This is a genomic window from Micromonospora sp. R77 (assembly GCF_022747945.1).
Lineage (GTDB): Bacteria > Actinomycetota > Actinomycetes > Mycobacteriales > Micromonosporaceae > Micromonospora.
The window spans coordinates 5,295,798-5,313,982 of record NZ_JALDST010000001.1; the positions used below are offsets into that span (position 1 = coordinate 5,295,798).

Here is an 18,185-nt window from a genome sequence, read left to right on the forward strand (position 1 = left end):
GGGCGGGTGGCCGGGCCACCGCGCGGGATGCGGACTGCGAACGCCGGTCAGCGCCGGGCGGCGACCGGGCCGCCCAGGCGGCCGTCGATCACCCGGATCACGTCCGCCGCGTGCTCCACCAGGTAGAAGTGCCCCCCGGGGTACGTCTTCAGCTCGAAGTCGCCGTCGGTGTGCGTCCGCCAGGCGGCCACCTCGTCGTGGGTGGCCTTCGGGTCGCGGTCGCCGGTCAGCGCGAGCACCGGGCAGCCCAGCCGTGGCCCGCCGGTGTGCCGGTACGTCTCCGCCGCCCGGTAGTCGTTGCGGATCGCCGGCAGCACCATGCGCAGCAGTTCGTCGTCGCCGAACACCCGCTGGTCGGTGCCGGCGAGGGTACGCAGCTCGGCGATCAGCCCGGCGTCGTCGCTCAGGTGCACCCGCTCGTCGCGGTGCGCCGACGGGGCCCGCCGGCCCGACACGAACAGCCGCTCGGGGCGGTGCCCGGTCGCCTCCAGCCGCACCCCCACCTCGTACGCCAGGGTCGCGCCCATGCTGTGCCCGAAGATCGCGAACGGCCGGTCGACGGCCGGGCGGACCGCCTCGGCGACCCGGTCGGCCAACTCGCCGATGCTGTCGATCATCGGCTCGTGGCGGCGGTCCTGCCGGCCCGGGTACTGCACGGCGAGCGCTTCCACGCGGGGGCTGAGCGCCTGCGCCACCGGGCGGTAGAACGGCGCCGAGCCTCCCGCGTGGGGCAGGCAGATCAGCTGGAACTCCGCCCGGGGGCTCGGGAAGAACCGCCGGATCCAGGAATCGGTGTCAATCATGCTGCCCTCTCTCGTCCGCGAGCACGGCCAGCATGTCGGCGCTGCGGCCCCGGCCGCCGCTACCGGCTCGGCAGTCTAGGGAAATTCGTCGTGTGTCCATCCCCGACGGCCTCACCTGCGGGTCTGAGTGAACCCCTAGAGTGCGCCCGCCCTGTCTAGGCCGGCCGCGCCGGTCGTGGTCACCTGGGACACCGCCCCGGGTCGCCAGCCGGTCGCCTCGACCGTGGAGACGACTCACGAACCGGAGAGGGACCTGATGTCGCGTACCACCGGAGCCGGCGTTCTCCGCCGCGACGCTTCTCACCTCCACCAGCGGTTGGCCTGGTCGGCGCAGGCGGTCGACGGGGTGGCCACCAGCAACGAGCAGTTCGAGAAGTGGTTCGCCGACCGGCAGGCCGCGCAGGTGCAGCAGGTCACCCGGATCCCCTTCGCCGAGCTGCGCGGCTGGTCGTTCGCCGATGGCACCGGCAACCTGGTGCACGACAGCGGTCGCTTCTTCTCCGTGGTGGGGCTGCACGTCCGGGTCGACGACGGCCCGGTACGGGAGTGGTGGCAGCCGATCATCCGGCAGGCCGAGATCGGTCTGCTCGGCATCGTGGTGCGCGAGATCGACGGCGTCCTGCACCTGCTGATGCAGGCCAAGGTCGAGCCGGGCAACCCGAGCGGGATCCAGCTCTCGCCGACGGTGCAGGCCACCAAGAGCAACTACACCGGTGTGCACCGGGGCCGGGGCGTGCCGTACGTCGAACTGTTCCGCGAGGTGGCCCCGGACCGGGTGCTCGCCGACGTGCTCCAGTCCGAGCAGGGCGCCTGGTTCTACCGCAAGCGCAACCGCAACATGATCATCGAGGTGGGCGCCGAGGTGGCGGCCGGCGAGGACTTCTGCTGGCTGACCCTCGGCCAGGTGCAGCGCCAGCTGCGGATCGACCACCGGGTCAACATGGACGCCCGGACCGTGCTGTCCTGCCTGCCGGGTCCCGCCCCGGACGCCGGCGTGCACACCGGCACCGAACTGCTGCACTGGATCACCACCCACCAGGCCCTGCACGACGTCGACACCCGGGTCGTGGGCCTCGCCGGCCTGCCCGCCTGGCACCGGTCGGACTGGGCCATCTCGCACGAGCGCGGCTGCTTCTTCCAGGTCATCGCCGTCGACGTCCGGGCCGACAGCCGCGAGGTGTCCGGCTGGACCCAGCCGCTGATCGAGCCGCACGGCGTGGGGGTGTCCGCCCTGCTGGTGAAGCGGATCGGCGGGGTGCTGCACGCGCTGCTGCGGGCTCGGATCGAACCCGGCTACGTCGACGCCATCGAACTCTCCCCGACCGTGCAGGGCACCCCGGAGAACCACGCCCACCTGCCCGGACTGATCCGGGACCAGCTGCGCGACCTGGACCGGGTCCGCGCCGCCGGCCGGGTGCTGTACGACGCGGAGCTGTCCGAGGAGGGCGGCCGGTTCCACCACTCCCGCAGCCGCTACCTGATCATCGAGGTCGGCGACGACTACCCGGAGCGGGAGCCGGACGGTTTCCGCTGGGCGACCCTGCCCCAGCTCAGCTGGCTGCTGCGGCACCGCCACTACCTCAACGTCCAGGCGCGCAGCCTGATCGCCTGCCTGCGCGCCTGTGTGGACTGACCGGCGCAGACGTGGGTGAGGGGAAAGGCAACACGATGACCGTGGACGTGCCAGCGGGCTCCCGGCCGGAGCCGATCGCGATCGTCGGGCTCTCCTGCCGGCTGCCCGGCGCACCCGACCCGGCGGCGTTCTGGCGACTGCTGGCCGACGGGACCGACGCCGTCACCGAGGTGCCCGCCGGCCGCGAGCCGGTCGGTGGCCGCTGGGGCGGCTTCCTCGACGACGTCGACCGGTTCGACGCCGGGTTCTTCGGCATCACCCCCCGGGCGGCGGCCGTCCTCGACCCGCAGCAGCGCCTCGCCCTCGAGCTGGCCTGGGAGGCGCTGGAGGACGCCCGGATCGTCCCCGACGACCTGCGGCACACCGCCACCGGCGTCTTCGTCGGCGCGATGCGCGACGACTACGCCACCCTGCTCAACCGGGGCGGCGCCACCGCCGCCAACCAGCACGCGATGCCCGGCGTGAGCCGGGGCGTCATCGCGAACCGGGTGTCGCACGTCCTCGGCCTGCACGGGCCGAGCCTGGTCATCGACGCGGGACAGGCGTCGTCCCTGGTCGCGGTGCACCACGCCGTGCACAGCCTGCGCCGCGGCGAGAGCAGCCTGGCCCTGGCCGGCGGCGTCAACCTCAACCTGGCCCGGGAGACCGGCGCCATCGCCGAGGAGTTCGGCGGGCTCTCCCCGGACGGTCGCTGCCACACCTTCGACGCCCGCGCCAACGGCTTCGTCCGGGGCGAGGGCGGCGCGGTGGTGGTGCTGAAGCTGCTCTCCGACGCGGTGGCGGCCGGCGACCGGGTGCACGCGGTGCTGCTCGGTGGGGCGGTCAACCACGACGGCACCACCGCAGGCATCGCGGTGCCCAGCCGGCAGGCGCAGACGGACCTGCTCCGGCAGGCGTACGCGTCGGCCGGCCTGCCACCGGACGCCGCCCAGTACGTCGAACTGCACGGCACCGGCACCCCGGTCGGCGACCCGATCGAGGCCGCCGCGCTCGGCGCCGCGCTCGGTGTCGTCCGCGACCCGTCCCGTCCGCTGCTGGTCGGCTCGGTCAAGACGAACCTCGGCCACCTGGAGGGCGCCGCCGGCATCACCGGCCTGGTCAAGGCGGTGCTGGCGCTGGCCCACCGGCGGATCCCGGCGACCCTGCACCACGAGCGGCCCCACCCCGACATTCCCCTGTCGGAGCTGAACCTGCGGGTGGTCCGCGAGCTGACCGAGTGGCCCGCCACCGACGGCCCCCGGGTCGCCGGGGTCAGCGCCTTCGGCATGGGCGGCACCAACTGCCACCTGGTCCTCGCCGAGCCACCCACCCGCACCGAGCCGACCCCGGCCGGGCCCGCCCCGGCGGTGCTGCCGTGGCTGCTCTCCGCCCGCTCCGCGCCCGCCCTGCGCGGTCAGGCGTCCGCGCTGCGTCCCCTGGTCGGCATCGCCGATCCGGCGGACGTGGCGTGGTCCCTGGCGTCGGCGCGGGCCCGGTTCGAGCAGCGTGCGGTGGTGGTCGGTGACCACGCGGCAGGTCTGGCGGCCCTTGCCCAGGGTGAGCCGGCGGCGAATGTGGTGTCGGGGGTGGCCGGTCCGGTGGGTCGGACGGTGTTCGTGTTCCCCGGTCAGGGCGCCCAGTGGCTCGGCATGGGCGGTGCGCTGCTCGACTCGTCGCCGGTCTTCGCGGAGTCGGTGGCCGAGTGCGCGGCGGTCCTGTCGGACCTGGTGGACTGGTCGGTCGTCGATGTGCTGCGCGGCAGTCCGGGCGCGGTGTCGTTGGACCGGGTGGACGTGGTGCAGCCGGCGTCGTTCGTGGTGATGGTGAGCCTGGCGGCGGTGTGGCGCTCCTACGGGGTGCGCCCGGCGGCGGTGGTCGGCCACTCGCAGGGTGAGGTCGCCGCTGCCTGCGTGGCCGGTGTCCTGTCGCTGTCGGACGGGCTGCGGATCGTGGTGGCCCGGTCCCGGGCCGTCGCCGAGCTGAGCGCCGGTAGCGGTGCGATGGCATCGCTGCGGATGCCCGTGGACCAGGTACGGACGCTGCTCACGACGCACGTTGAGCGGTCGGCGACGGAGGACCCCGCGAACCGGGCGGACCCGGTGGGCCGGATCGGGATCGCGGCGGTGAACAGCCCGTCCCAGGTGGTGATCTCCGGTGAGATCGCCGCCGTCGAGGAGGTCCTCGCCGAGTGCGAGCGGACCGGGGTGCGGGCCCGGCGGATCGCGGTGGACTACGCGTCGCACTCGGCGGCGATGGACACCCTCGCCGACCGGCTCGCCACCGAACTCGCCGACGTCACCCCGCGGGCACCCGAGGTGCCGCTGCTCTCCACCGTCACCGGCGAGTACGACACCACAATGGACGCCGGGTACTGGTTCCGGAACCTGCGTGAGCCCGTCCGCTTCGCCGACGCCGTCGCCCGGCTCGCCGACGAGGGTCACGGCGTCTTCGTCGAGGTCTCCGCCCATCCGGTGCTCACCAGCGCCATCGCCGAGACCGTCGAACCGGTCCGCGACGAGCCGGTCGTGGTCACCGGCACGCTGCGCCGCGACGACGGTGACCTCGACCGCCTGCTGGCCAACCTCGCCGAGGTGTGGGTCCACGGCGTCGACGTGGACTGGACCGCCGCCGTCGGCGGACCCCGCCCGGGTGTCGACCTGCCCACCTACGCCTTCCACCGGCAGCGGCACTGGTTCGACACGGTCGCCCCGGAACCCACCGCCGTCGAGGCGGACCCGGGCAGCGCCCGCGCCCGGCTCGCCGCCGCCGCACCGGCCGAACGCCGCCGGATCCTGCTCGACCTGGTCCGGGCCCACGCCGCGGCGATCCTCGGCCACGGCGACGCCACCGCCGTCCCGGCCCGCACCGCGCTGCGGGAACTCGGCGTCGACTCGCAGTCCGCGCTGCGGCTGCGCCACCGGCTCGGTACGGCCCTCGGCGTCACCCTGCCGGCCACCGTCCTCTTCGACCACCCCACCGCGGCCCGGCTCGCCGACCACCTGGACACCCTGGTCGACACCACACCGGTGACCCCCGTGCCGGCCCCGGTAGCGCCGGCCCAGCGGCCGGTGGCCGCCGACGAGCCGATCGCGATCGTCGGCATGGGCTGCCGGCTCCCCGGCGGGGTGCACTCACCCGACCAGCTCTGGGACCTGCTCGACGCCGGCACCGACGCCGTCTCGCCGTTCCCCACCGACCGGGGCTGGGACCTGTCGCGGCTGCTCGCCGACCCGGACCGCCCCGGCGGCTCCACCGTCGCCCAGGGCGGCTTCCTGCACGACGCCGGCGACTTCGACCCGGAGTTCTTCGGGATCAGCCCCCGCGAGGCGCTGGCCATGGACCCCCAGCAGCGGCTGCTGCTGGAGACCACCTGGGAGGCCCTGGAACGGGCCGGCATCGACCCGTCCCGGCTCGCCGGCAGCCGTACCGGGGTCTTCGTCGGCGCGATGGCGCAGGAGTACGGCCCGCGCATGCACGAGGCGTCCGACGGGCTGGAGGGCTACCTGCTCACCGGAACCACCGGCAGCACCATGTCCGGCCGGATCGCGTACGTGCTGGGGCTGGAGGGGCCGGCGCTGACCGTCGACACGGCCTGCTCCGCCGCGCTGGTCGCCGTCCACCTGGCGGTCCGCTCGCTGCGCTCGGGGGAGTGCGGGCTCGCCCTGGCCGGCGCGGCGACCGTGATGGCCCGCCCCGGCATCTTCGTCGAGTTCAGCCGGCAGCGCGGCCTCGCCCCCGACGGACGGGTCAAGGCGTTCTCCGACCAGGCCGACGGCACCGGCTGGGGCGAGGGCGTCGGCACCCTCGTGCTGGAACGGCTGAGCGACGCCCGCCGCAACGGGCACCCGGTACTCGCCGTCCTGGCCGGCACGGCGGTCAACTCCGACGGGGCCAGCAACGGGTTGACCGCCCCGAACGGGTTGTCCCAGCAGCGGGTGATCCGGCAGGCGCTGGCCGACGCCGCGCTGCGCCCCGCCGACGTGGACGCGGTCGAGGCGCACGGCACCGGCACCGTCCTCGGCGACCCGATCGAGGCCGGCGCGCTGATCGAGGTGTACGGCCGCGACCGCACCCCCGACCAGCCGCTCTGGCTCGGCTCCCTCAAGACCAACATCGGCCACACCCAGGCCGCCGCCGGCCTGGCCGGCGTCATCAAGATGGTCGAGTCGCTGCGCCGTGGCCTGCTGCCGCGCAGCCTGCACGCCGACCCGCCGTCGTCCCACGTGGACTGGTCGGCCGGGACCGTCCGGCTGCTCACCGAGGCCCGCCCCTGGCCGGCCGGGGCGCGACCCCGCCGGGCCGGGGTCTCCGCGTTCGGGGTGAGCGGCACCAACGCGCACGTCATCCTCGCCGAGGCCACCGGAGCCACCGGGGCCGACGCGGCCACCGCCGACCCGGGGACCGCCGGGGACGACCGGCCGCTGCCGTACCTGCTCTCCGCGCGTACCCCGGAGGCGCTGGCCGCGCAGGCCGGGCCGCTGCGCGCCCGGCTGCGCGACGACGACGTCCGGCCGGTCGACCTGGCGTACACCCTCGCGGTCGGCCGGGCCCGGTTCGACCGGCGGGCCGCGTTCCTCGCCGCCGGGCGGGACGACCTCGACCGCACCCTGGCCGTGCTCGCCGACGGCGGCGAGACGCCCGCACTGGCGTACGGGCGGGCCGCCGGCGACGACCGCGTCGTCTTCGTCTTCCCCGGCCAGGGCGGGCAGTGGCCGGGCATGGCCGGCGAGCTGCTCGACACCGAACCGGTCTTCGCCGACCGGATCGCCGACTGCGAACGTGCCCTGGCCGAGTTCGTCGACTGGTCGCTGACCGACGTGCTGCGCGGGGTGGCCGGCGCGCCCACCCTGGACCGGGTCGACGTGGTGCAGCCCGCGCTCTTCGCCACCATGGTCGCCCTCGCCGCGCTCTGGCAGTCGCACGGCGTCCGTCCCGCCGCCGTGCTCGGTCACTCCCAGGGCGAGATCGCCGCCGCCTGCGTGGCCGGCGCGCTCAGCCTGCGCGACGCCGCCCGGGTGGTGGCGCTGCGCAGCCGGGCGCTGCGGACCACGCTGGCCGGGCAGGGCACGATGGCCTCCGTCCTCGCCCCGGTCGGGACGGTCCGCGACCTCATCGCCCGCTGGGACGGTCGGATCTCGGTGGCGGCCACCAACGGGCCGCGCTCGGTGGTCGTCTCCGGCGACACCGACGCGGTGAACGGCCTGCTCGCCGAGTGCGCCGCCGCGGACCTGCACGCCCGCGCCGTACCGGTCGACTACGCCTCGCACTCCGCGCAGGTCGAGTCGCTCCGCGCGGACCTGGCCGAGCTGCTCGCCCCGGTCCGGCCGCGCCGGGCCGAGGTGCCCTTCTGGTCCACCGTCACCGCGGGCCCGCTCGACGGCACCGAGCTCGACGCCGACTACTGGTACCGCAACCTGCGCGGCACGGTCCGCTTCGACGAGACCACCGCGCTGCTCGCCGAGGCCGGACACCGGATCTTCGTCGAGGTCAGCCCGCACCCCACGCTCACCAGCGCAGTAGGGGAGACGCTGGAGCACGCCGACGCCCGCGACGGCGTCGCCGTCGGGTCGCTGCGCCGTGACGACGGCGGTCCCGGCCGCTTCCGGGCGTCCCTGGCCCAGGTGTACGCGCACGGCGTCGAACCGGACGACGCGTTCACCGGCCGCCACCCCCGCCTGGTGGCGCTGCCCACCTACCCGTTCCAGCGCCAGCGCTACTGGTGGACCCCGTCGCCCACCACCACCGCCGCCCCGACCGCCGTCACCCCTGACTGGCGGTACGACGTGGCCTGGCAGCCCGTCGCCACCGGCACCGGCCCGCTGCTGAACGGCGAGTGGCTGGTGCTGGCCGGCACCCGGACCGCCGCCTCGACCCGGTACGCCGACGTGCTCGCCGCGCTGCGCGAGCACGGCGCCGACGTGGTGCCGGTGCCCTGCCCGACGACGCGTCCGCGCCGCCGCGCTCGCCCCGCGCTGGCCGGACGTACCCCGCCGGGGTGCTCTCCCTGCTCGCCCTCGACGGGCCGGACGACCCGGTGGCGGCGGTCGCCGACCTGGCCGCGCTGCTGCGGGAACTCGACGCCGCGCGGATCACCGCCCCCGCTCTGGTGCGCCACCCGGCACGCCGTCCGGGTCGCCGCCGCCGAACCGGCCCCCGAGCTGGCACCGGCCGCGCTCTGGGCCGCCGGCCGAGCGGCGGCGGTGGAACAGCCGCGCGGCTGGGGCGGCCTGGTCGACCTGCCCGACGGCTGGGACAGGCGCACCGGGGAACGGCTCGTCGCCGTGCTCACCGGCACCGGCGGGGAGGACCAGGTCGCGGTCCGGCCGTCCGGCGCGTACGCCCGGCGGCTGCGCCGGACCACCCCGCACCGGCCGTACGGAGCTGGCGGGCGCGCGGCACCGTCCTGGTCACCGGCGGCACCGGCGCCCTCGGCGTACGGCTGGCCCGCTGGCTCGCCGACCACGGCGCGCAGCGGATCGTGCTGCTCAGCCGCCGCGGCGCCGACGTCCCCGAGGTGGCGCCGCTCGCGGCCGACCTCGCCGACCGGGGCGTCGACCTCGACGTCACCGCCGCCGACGTGACCGACCGGGCGGCGCTGCGGGACGTCCTCGCCGGCCTCGAACCGCCGCTGACGGCGGTGTTCCACGCGGCGGGCGTCTGCGAGCTGGACCCGGTGACCCGCACCGACGCCGGGCAGCTCACCCGCGTGCTGGCCGCCAAGGTCGACGGCGCGGTCCACCTCGACGAGCTGCTCGCCGACACCCCGCTGGACGCGTTCGTGCTCTTCTCGTCGATCTCGGCGACCTGGGGCGTGGCCGAGCACGCCGCGTACGGCGCCGCGAACGCCTGCCTGGACGCCCTCGCCGCGCGCCGCCGCGACCGGGGACTGGCCGCCACCTCCATCGCCTGGGGACCGTGGGGCGGCGGGGGGATGATCGATCCCGGTCGCTGGTCCGAGCTGGCCGCCACCGGCCTGCCCGTCCTCGACGCCGACCGCGCGCTCGACGCGCTCCAGGTGGTCCTCGACCACGACGAGACCACCCCGGTCGTCGCCGACGTCGACTGGGACCGGTTCGTGCCGGTCTATTCCTCGTCCCGGCCCAGCCCGCTGCTGGCCGACCTGGCCGCCGCCCCGGCGGTCACCGACACCGCCGCGCCCACCGGCAGCCTCGGCGCCCGGCTCGCCGCGCTGCCCGAGGCCGACCAGCGGGACCTCCTGCTCGACCTGGTACGCCGGCACACCGCCACGGTGCTCGGACACGCCGACCCCGGCGCGGTCGGCGCCGACCGGGCGTTCAAGGACCTCGGGTTCGACTCGCTCACCGCCGTCGAGCTGCGCAACCGGCTGGCTGCGGCCACCGACCTGCGGCTGCCCACCACGCTGGTGTTCGACCACCCCACCCCGGACCGGCTCGCCCGGCACCTCTGGCAGGAGGCGCACGGCCGGCTGCCGGCGGCCGAGCCGACCCGAATGGTGGCCGCCGACCCCGACGAACCGCTCGCCATCGTCGGCATGGCGTGCCGGCTCCCCGGCGACGTCGCCCGCCCCGACGACCTGTGGCGCCTGCTGCGCGACGGCGCCGACGCGGTCGGCGGGCTGCCCACCGACCGGGGCTGGGACGTCGACGCGCTCTTCGACCCCGACCCGGACCGGCCCGGCACCAGCTACACCCGGGCCGGCGGCTTCCTGGCCCGGGCCGCCGAGTTCGACCACGACTTCTTCGGCATCTCCGCCCGCGAGGCGCTCGCCATGGACCCGCAGCAGCGGCTGCTGCTGGAGGCCTCCTGGGAGGCCCTCGAGGACGCCGGACTCGTCCCGGCCGACCTGCGGGGCAGCGACACCGGTGTCTTCGCCGGCGTCCTCGCCGCCGACTACGGCCAACTGCACGGCATGCCGGGCGAGCTGGAGGGCTACCGGGTGACCGGCGCCGCCCCGAGCGTCGCCTCCGGCCGGCTCGCGTACACCTTCGGGTTCACCGGGCCGGCGCTCACCGTCGACACCGCCTGCTCGTCCTCGCTGGTGGCGCTCCACCTCGCCGGCCGGGCGCTGCGCGCCGGGGAGTGCGACCGGGCGGTCGTCGCCGGCGCCGCCGTGATGTCCACTCCCGACCCGATGATCAGCTTCAGTCGCCAGCGTGCCCTCTCCCCGGACGGCCGCTGCCGCTCCTTCGCCGAGGACGCCGACGGTTTCGGCATGGCCGAGGGCGTCGCCGTCCTCGTCGTCGAGCGGCTGTCGGACGCCCGCCGCGACGGCCACCGCGTCCTCGCCGTGGTCCGGGGGAGCGCGGTGAACCAGGACGGCGCGTCGAACGGGTTGACGGCGCCGAACGGTCCGTCGCAGCAGCGGGTGATCCGGCAGGCCCTGGCGAACGCCGGCCTGTCCGCCTCGGACGTGGACGCGGTGGAGGCGCACGGCACGGGCACGTCGTTGGGTGACCCGATCGAGGCGCAGGCGGTCATCGCGACGTACGGGCAGGACCGGCCCGCCGACCAGCCGCTCTGGCTGGGGTCGGTGAAGTCCAACATCGGCCACACCCAGACCGCCGCCGGACTGGTCGGGGTGCTGAAGATGGTCCTCGCCCTGCGGCACGGGGTGCTGCCCCGGACCCTGCACGCGGAGCGACCGTCGTCGCGGATCGACTGGACCGGCGGCACCGTACGGCTGCTGACAGAGGAACGGGAGTGGCCGCGTAGCGACGACGGGCCGCGCCGCGCCGGCGTCTCCGCCTTCGGCATCAGCGGGACGAACGCCCACGTCATCGTGGAGGAGGCCCCGGCCGAGCCGGCCCGGCCACGACCGGCGCCGGTCGTCGGGCCGGCGGTGCCGTGGCTGGTGTCCGCCCGTACCGCCGACGCCCTGCGCGGTCAGGCGTCCGCGTTGCGTCCCCTGGTCGGCATCGCCGATCCGGCGGATGTGGCGTGGTCGCTGGCGTCGTCGCGGGCGCGGTTCGAGCAGCGTGCGGTGGTGGTGGGTGACCACGCGGCCGGTCTGGCGGCGTTGGCCGGGGGTGTGCCGGCGGCGAACGTGGTGTCGGGTGTGGCCGGTGCTGCCGGTCGGACGGTGTTCGTGTTCCCGGGTCAGGGTGCGCAGTGGGTCGGCATGGGTGGTGCGCTCCTGGACTCGTCGCCGGTGTTCGCCGAGTCGGTGGCGGAGTGCGCGGCGGTGTTGTCCGGTCTGGTGGACTGGTCGGTGACCGATGTGCTGCGCGGTGGCCCGGGTGCGGTGTCGTTGGACCGGGTGGACGTGGTGCAGCCGGCGTCGTTCGTGGTGATGGTGAGCCTGGCGGCGGTGTGGCGCTCCTACGGGGTGCGCCCGGCCGCGGTGGTCGGCCACTCGCAGGGTGAGGTCGCCGCCGCGTGCGTGGCCGGGGTGCTGTCGTTGTCGGACGCGCTGCGGATCGTGGTGGCCCGGTCCCGGGCCGTCGCCGAGCTGAGCGCCGGTAGTGGCGCGATGGCGTCGCTGCGGATGCCGGTCGACCAGGCACAGCGGTTGCTGGCGGAGCTGGCCGCCCGGGCGGACCAGGCCACCCCGGCGGGCCAGACCGGTAAGACGGACCCGACGGTTCCGGCGGACCGGGCCGGAGTGGCGGACCCGGCGGACCGGATCGGGATCGCGGCGGTGAACAGCCCCTCGCAGGTGGTGATCTCCGGTGAGGTCGCCGCCGTCGAGGAGATGCTGGCCGAGTGCGAGCGGGCCGGGGTGCGGGCCCGGCGGATCGCGGTGGACTACGCGTCGCACTCGTCCGCGATGGATGCCCTCGCCGACCGGCTCGCCGCCGAACTGGCCGACGTGACCTGCCGGCCGGCGCAGGTGCCGTGGCTCTCCACGGTCACCGCCGACTGGGTCGACGGGCTGGACCGGAACTACTGGTTCCGGAACCTGCGCGAGCCGGTCCGCTTCGCCGACGCGATCGCCCGGCTCGCCGACGAGGGGCACGGCGTCTTCGTGGAGGTCTCCTCACACCCCGTGCTCGTCGCGGCCGTCGAGGAGACCACCGACCAGGCGGATCAGCCCGTCGTGGTCACCGGCACGCTGCGCCGCGACGACGGTGACCTCGACCGGTTCCTGCTCAGCGCCGGCACGCTCTGGACCCACGGCGTCGACGTGGACTGGACCGCCGCGCTCGGCGGACCCCGCCCGGCCGTCGACCTGCCCACCTACCCGTTCCGCCGGACCCGGCACTGGATCGAACCACCCGCCGCCGCGACCGCCCGCCACGAGGCCGCCCAGCTCGACGGCTGGCGCTACCGCCTCGACTGGCTGCCGGTGCCGACCACCGGCGACAGCCGGCTCGACGGCACCTGGCTGCTGGTGACGCCCCGCGCCGACGGCCACGCCGACCTGGTCGACACGATCGCCGACGGCCTCGCCGCGTACGGCGCCGAGGTGTGCCGGCGTACCGCCGCGCAGCTCGACACCGTGCCCGCCGACCTCGCCGGCGTGCTCAACCTGGCCGCCCTCGACGAGACCCCGCACCCGGCGCAGGCGGCCGTCAGCACCGGACTCGCCGACACCGTCGCCGTGGTCAAGGCCCTCGCCACCCTGAACCCGGACGCACCCCTGTGGACGGCGACCCGGCAGGCGGTCGGCACCGGCACCGACGACCCCGTCCGGCATCCCACCCAGGCCCAGCTCTGGGGCCTCGGCGTGGTGCTCGGCATCGACGAGCCGCACCGGCACACCGGCCAGGTCGACCTGCCCGCCGTCGTCGACCACACCACCGTCGCCCGGCTCGCCGCCGTCCTGTCCGGAGACACCGGGGAGAACGAGGTGGCCGTCCGCGGCGGGAGCGTGCTCGGCCGGCGGCTCGTCCCCGCGCCCGCCGGCACCGTCGACCCTGGCAACCCCGGGCACCGTGCTGGTCACCGGCGGCACCGGCGCGCTCGGCGCCCACGTGGCCCGCTGGGCCGCCGCCGGCGTGCGCGCGCACCTGGTGCTCACCAGCCGCGGGGGCGACGCGCCCGGCGCGAAGGACCTGCACCGGGAACTCGCCGAACTCGCGCCGGTCACCATCGCCGCCTGCGACGTCGCCGACGCCGACGACCTCGCCGCCGTACTCGCCGCGATCCCCGCCGACGAGCCGCTGACCGCCGTGGTGCACGCGGCCGGGATCACCCAACCGGAGATCCCCGTCGCTGACCTCACCCCGGACGTCCTCGCCCCGATCCTCCGGGTCAAGGTCGACGGCGCCCGCAACCTGGACGCGCTCACCGCCGACCTCCCGCTCGACGCCTTCGTCCTGTTCTCCTCCGGCGCCGGCACCTGGGGCGACAGCGGCAAGGGCGGGTACGCCGCCGCCAACGCCCACCTCGACGCGCTCGCCCACCAGCGGCGCAGCCAGGGCCGGACCGCCACCTCCGTCGCCTGGGGCGCCTGGGGCGGCGGCGGCATGGTCGAAGGAGAGGTGGCCGATCTGCTCACCCGCCGGGGCGTACGACTGATGCGCCCCGACGCGGCGGTACGGGCGCTCGCGGTCGCCGTCGGCGAGGAGCCTGCCGTCGCCGCGGCCTCCGTCGACCTGTCCCGCTTCCTGCCGCTCTACACGATGACCCGCCCCCGACGGCTGGTCGACCAGCTCTGGGCGGGCACGGCGGACCGCGACGGCGGCGCGGCACCGGAGGCCGGGCCGGCGACCGGGGAGAACCCCTCGCGGCGCGGCTGGCCGGCCAGTCCGCCGAGGAGCAGGAGGCGGCGCTGACCGCCGTCATCCGGCGCGAGGTCGCGGCCGTGCTCAAGGCCGACCGGCCGGAGGACGTCCCGCCCCGGCGGGCGTTCAAGGAACTGGGCTTCGACTCGCTCACCGCGCTGGAGTTCCGCAACCGGCTGGCCACCGCCACCGGGCTGCGGCTGCCCGCCACGCTGGTCTTCGACCACCCGACGCCGGCCACCCTGGCCCGGCACCTGCGCGGCGAGCTCACCGGCGGCACCCGGACCCTGCTGGCCGAACTGGACCGCTTCGAGGCGGACCTGTCGGCCCTGCCGGACGGCGACCCGACCCGCGCGGACGTGGTGGAACGCCTCCGCGCCCTGCTGCGGCGGGCCGAACCGGCCGCCGCCGTCGAGGAGTCCCACGACGACCTCAGCACGGCCACCGACGACGAGATCTTCGAACTGATCGACCGGGAGTTGGGCATCTGATGAGCGGCGGCGCGAACGAGGAACGGCTCCGGGAATACCTGAACCGGGTCACCGCGGACCTGCGGACCACCCGACGGCGGGTCCGGGAGCTGGAGGAGAAGACCCGCGAACCCATCGCGATCGTCTCGATGAGCTGCCGCTACCCGGGTGGGGTGCAGACCCCCGAGGCGTACTGGGAGCTGATCGCCGCCGGCGCCGACCTCGTCGGCGACCTGCCCACCGACCGGGGCTGGGACGTCGACGGGCTCTACCACCCCGACCCCGACCACCCGGGCACCAGCTACACCCGGCACGGCGCGTTCCTCCGCGACGCCGCCGCGTTCGACGCCGACTTCTTCGGCATCTCACCCCGCGAGGCCCTGGCCATGGACCCCCAGCAGCGGCTGCTGCTGGAGACCGCGTGGGAGGCGTTCGAACGCGCCGGCATCGACGTGGACACGCTGCGCGGGTCGCGCTCCGGCGTCTTCGTCGGCGCCAGCAACCAGGGGTACGCCTCGGCCGTCGGCACCGCCCCCGAGGGCGTCGAGGGGCACCTGCTCACCGGTGGCTCCGGCGCCGTGCTCTCCGGCCGCATCGCGTACGCCCTCGGCCTGGAGGGGCCCGCCGTCACCGTCGACACGATGTGCTCGTCCGCACTGGTGGCGGTGCACCTGGCCGTGCAGGCGCTGCGCGCCGACGAGTGCTCCCTGGCGGTGGCCGCCGGCGCGACCGTGATGGCCACCCCGCGCAACTTCGTCGAGTTCAGCCGGCAGGGCGGCCTGGCGGTCGACGGCCGGTGCAAGCCGTTCTCCGCGGACGCGGACGGCACCGGCTGGGGCGAGGGCGTCAACGTCCTGCTGCTGGAACGGCTCAGCGACGCCCAGCGCAACGGCCACCGGGTGCTCGCCGTCATCAAGGGCAGCGCGGTCAACCAGGACGGCGCGTCGAACGGCCTGACCGCGCCGAACGGCCCCGCCCAGCAGCGGGTCATCCGGGCCGCCCTGGCCAGCGCCGGCCTCGCCACCGCCGACGTCGACGTCGTGGAGGCGCACGGCACCGGCACCGCGCTCGGCGACCCGATCGAGGCACAGGCGCTGCTCGCCACGTACGGGCAGGGACGTGGCGACGGCGAGCCGCTGTGGCTCGGGTCGGTGAAGTCCAACATCGGCCACACCCAGGCCGCCGCCGGCATCGCCGGCATCATGAAGATGGTCCTCGCCATGCGGCACGGGGTGCTGCCCCGGTCGCTGCACGCCGACCGACCGTCCACCCTGGTCGACTGGTCGGCCGGCGCGGTGGCACTGCTCGCCGAGAACCGCGGCTGGCCGTCCGTCGACCGGCCCCGCCGGGCGGGCGTGTCCGCGTTTGGCGCCAGCGGCACCAACGCCCACGTGATCGTGGAGCAGGCCCCGGCCGCCGAACCCTCGGACGACCAGCCGGCCGCCGCGCCCGTACCGCTGCCGGTGGTGCCGTGGCCGCTGTCGGCGAAGTCGCCGGCCGCCCTCGCGGCGCGCAGGCCGACCGGCCGTCTGCCGGGCCGGGCTCGAGCCGGTCGACGTGGCGTTCTCGCTCGCCACGACCCGGTCGGCGTTGGCCCGTCGGGCGGTGGTGCTGGGCGCGGACACGGACGAGTTGCGGTCGGGTCTGGCGTCGCTGGTGGAGGGCGTGCCGAGCGCCGGGGTGCTGTCCGGGACGGCCCGGGACGGGTTGACCGCGTTCGTGTTCTCGGGCCAGGGTGGCCAGCGGCTCTGCATGGGCCGCGACCTGGCCGCCGCGTTCCCGGTCTTCGAGTCGGCGCTGTCCGAGGTGTGCGCGCAGTTCGACACTCTGCTGGACCGTCCGCTGCGTGAGGTGATCGATTCCGCCGCCGACGACCTGGGTCGGACCGGTTGGGCGCAGCCGGCGTTGTTCGCGGTCGAGGTGGCGCTGTTCCGGCTCCTGGAGTCGTGGGGTGTCACCCCGGACTATCTGATCGGTCACTCGATCGGTGAGCTGGCTGCCGCGCACGTGGCGGGCGTGTTGGATCTGGCGGACGCGTGTCGTCTGGTGGCGGCGCGGGCGTCGTTGATGCAGGCGTTGCCGTCGGGTGGTGCGATGTGGGCGGTCCGCGCGACCGTGGACGAGGTGACCCCGCTGCTGGTCGACGGCGCGTCGATCGCGGCGGTCAACGCACCCGGCCAGGTGGTCGTGTCCGGGACCCGGGAAGCCGTGGAGCAGGTCGCGGCCGGACTGGCCGACCGGCAGGGCCGCTGGTTGACGGTGAGTCACGCGTTCCACTCGGCGCTGATGGACCCGATGCTCGCCGAGTTCACCCGGATCGCCGGCACGGTGGAGCTGCGGAAGCCGCGCATCCCGATCGTCTCCACCCTCACCGGGGAACCGGTGCCGGAGTTCACCCCGGCCTACTGGGCGGACCAGGTACGCGGGACCGTCGCCTTCGGCGCGGCGGTCGGCACGGCACACGAGCTGGGCGTCGTCCGGTTCGTGGAACTCGGCCCCGACGCCGGTCTCGTCGGCGCGATCGAGGAGACCGCCGAGGACGCCCTCGCCGTACCGCTGCTGCACCGCCGGCAGGCCGAACCGACCACCGCCGTGACCGCCCTGGCCCGGCTCTGGGCCGACGGCGGCACCGTCGACTGGGCGGCGTTCTTCGCCCCCACCGGCGCACACGCCGTCGACCTGCCCACCTACCCGTTCCAGCGAAACCGGTACTGGCTGGCGGAAGCGGACCGGACCGACCCCGTCGACGCCGAGTTCTGGGCCGCCGCCGACGACCCGGCGATGCTCGCCGACGCGCTCCACGTCGACCAGGACACCCCGCTGCACGCCGTCGTGCCGGCCCTGCGCGAGTGGCGCCACCGGCGCCGCGCCCGGGCCACCCTCGACTCGTGGCGCTACCGCCTCGACTGGACGCCGGTCACCGACCGCACTCCGCGCCGCCTCACCGGACGATGGCTGCTGGTCACCGCCGCCGGCCCGGACCACGACCCCACCGCACCCGCCGCGCACGCCGACGACGACCCGACCGGAACCGTCGCGCCCGCCGACCACGACCTCGTCGGGACCCTCGCGGACGCGCTCACCGCCGCCGGCGCCGACGTCACCCGGATCGCGCTCACCGACGACCTGGACCGGGCCGGCGTCGCCGACCTCCTCGCCGGGTATCCCGACGCGGTCGGCGTGCTCTCCCTGCTGGCCCTCGACGAGCGCCCGCACCCCGCACAGCCCACGCTCACCACCGGCCTCGCCGCCACCCTCCTGCTCGCCCAGGCCGTCACCGACCACGACACGGCCGTCCCGCTCTGGGTCTGCACCCGCGGTGCCGTCGCCACCGGCGCCGGCGACCCCACCCACCCGGGACAGAGCCCCACCTGGGGCATCGGCCTCGGCATGAGCCTCGAACACCCCGACCGCTGGGGCGGAACGATCGACCTGCCGGTGACCGTCGGCCCCGCCGACGCCACCCGGGTCGCCGCCGCGCTGGCCGCCACCGACGGCGAGGACCGGTGCCGCGGTGCCGAGGCCGGCGGTACGCCGGTCGTGCGGTGCGGCGGCTCGTCGGCCCCTCTCACCGGCCGGTGCTGACCGGCCGTGGCGCTGGCCGGCGCTGATCACCGGCGCACGGGGCTGGGTGCGGGCACACCGCCCGCTG

Annotated in this window: 4 protein-coding genes and 3 pseudogenes; 6 read left to right on the forward strand and 1 reads right to left on the reverse strand. The window is 75.8% G+C overall.

Annotated elements, in window-relative coordinates; all coding sequences use genetic code 11:
* Positions 1 to 47: 47 nt before the first annotated feature.
* Positions 48 to 803: a thioesterase II family protein gene (locus tag MRQ36_RS24855; protein WP_242799179.1), complete on the reverse strand. Its 756-nt coding sequence runs from the start codon at positions 801 to 803 to the stop codon at positions 48 to 50.
* Between the two features lie 256 nt (positions 804 to 1,059).
* Here MRQ36_RS24855 and MRQ36_RS24860 point away from each other — a divergent pair, with 256 nt between their 5' ends.
* The 6 genes and pseudogenes from MRQ36_RS24860 (at position 1,060) to MRQ36_RS34580 (ending at position 18,118) form a co-directional block, all read left to right on the forward strand.
* A complete protein-coding gene (locus MRQ36_RS24860; protein ID WP_242799180.1) occupies positions 1,060 to 2,436 on the forward strand; it encodes an NDP-hexose 2,3-dehydratase family protein in 1,377 nt (458 codons plus the stop codon).
* A gap of 35 nt (positions 2,437 to 2,471) precedes the next feature.
* A pseudogene (locus MRQ36_RS24865) lies at positions 2,472 to 8,135 on the forward strand (type I polyketide synthase); the annotation flags it as partial.
* A gap of 386 nt (positions 8,136 to 8,521) precedes the next feature.
* Positions 8,522 to 12,508, forward strand: a pseudogene (locus tag MRQ36_RS24870) (type I polyketide synthase); the annotation flags it as partial.
* 802 nt (positions 12,509 to 13,310) lie between these two features.
* Positions 13,311 to 14,114 carry an SDR family oxidoreductase gene (locus tag MRQ36_RS24875; RefSeq protein ID WP_242799181.1) on the forward strand — a complete coding sequence of 268 codons (804 nt, stop codon included), beginning with the start codon at positions 13,311 to 13,313 and terminating at the stop codon, positions 14,112 to 14,114.
* Between the two features lie 56 nt (positions 14,115 to 14,170).
* Positions 14,171 to 17,248, forward strand: a pseudogene (locus MRQ36_RS34575) (beta-ketoacyl synthase N-terminal-like domain-containing protein); the annotation flags it as partial.
* 66 nt (positions 17,249 to 17,314) lie between these two features.
* Positions 17,315 to 18,118 carry a hypothetical protein gene (locus MRQ36_RS34580; protein ID WP_374251183.1) on the forward strand — a complete coding sequence of 268 codons (804 nt, stop codon included), beginning with the start codon at positions 17,315 to 17,317 and terminating at the stop codon, positions 18,116 to 18,118.
* Positions 18,119 to 18,185 lie beyond the last annotated feature (67 nt).

What these genes read in the sequence shown, in the direction of transcription:
- MRQ36_RS24855 (WP_242799179.1), bottom strand. Translation starts at nt 803, where the DNA reads ATGATTGACACCGATTCCTGGATCCGGCGGTTCTTCCCGAGCCCCCGG.
- MRQ36_RS24860 (WP_242799180.1), top strand. Translation starts at nt 1,060, where the DNA reads ATGTCGCGTACCACCGGAGCCGGCGTTCTCCGCCGCGACGCTTCTCAC.
- MRQ36_RS34580 (WP_374251183.1), top strand. Translation starts at nt 17,315, where the DNA reads ATGCTCGCCGACGCGCTCCACGTCGACCAGGACACCCCGCTGCACGCC.